Annotated in this window: 1 pseudogene; it reads left to right on the forward strand. The window is 53.3% G+C overall.

The annotated features are described in order from the left end of the window. Window positions 1–710: pseudogene (gene wecB / locus FDX22_RS24050) on the forward strand (non-hydrolyzing UDP-N-acetylglucosamine 2-epimerase); the annotation flags it as partial.

Below are 710 nucleotides of genomic sequence, written 5' to 3' on the forward strand. Positions count from 1 at the left end.
CCTGGCCGGAAGAGGCAAACCGTACACTGACCGGGCGCCTGGCAATGTATCACTTTTCCCCAACTGAAAATTCACGCCAAAACCTGTTGCGTGAAACCATTCCGGATGACCGTATTTTTGTCACGGGGAACACGGTTATTGATGCGTTGATCTGGGTTCGCGATCGTGTACTCGGAAATGAAGCACTGCGCGCTGAACTGGCTGAGCGCTATCCTTTCCTGGATGCGGATAAGAAGATGATCCTGGTAACCGGTCATCGTCGGGAAAGCTTTGGTCGCGGTTTTGAGCAAATCTGCCATGCGCTGGCAGAAATTGCAGCGGCGAATCAGGATGTGCAGATTGTCTACCCGGTGCACCTGAACCCTAACGTCAGCGAACCGGTTAATCGCATCCTGGGTCACGTTGACAATGTGATTTTGATCGAGCCGCAGGAGTACCTGCCGTTTGTCTGGCTGATGAACCACGNGGGATTCAGGAGGAAGCCCCTTCTCTGGGCAAACCTGTGTTGGTGATGCGAGAAACAACGGAGCGGCCAGAAGCCATTACCGCAGGCACAGTACGTCTGGTTGGGACTGACCCTCAGCGTATTGTGGCAGAAGTCACGCGCTTGCTGCATGACGAAAATGAATATCAGACCATGAGCCGCGCCCATAATCCGTATGGTGATGGGCAGGCGTGTGGCCGCATTTTACACGCGTTAAAAAATAATC

Origin of the sequence: Citrobacter sp. TBCS-14 (assembly GCF_005280805.1) — a bacterium.
Classification (GTDB): Bacteria; Pseudomonadota; Gammaproteobacteria; order Enterobacterales; family Enterobacteriaceae; genus Citrobacter; species Citrobacter gillenii.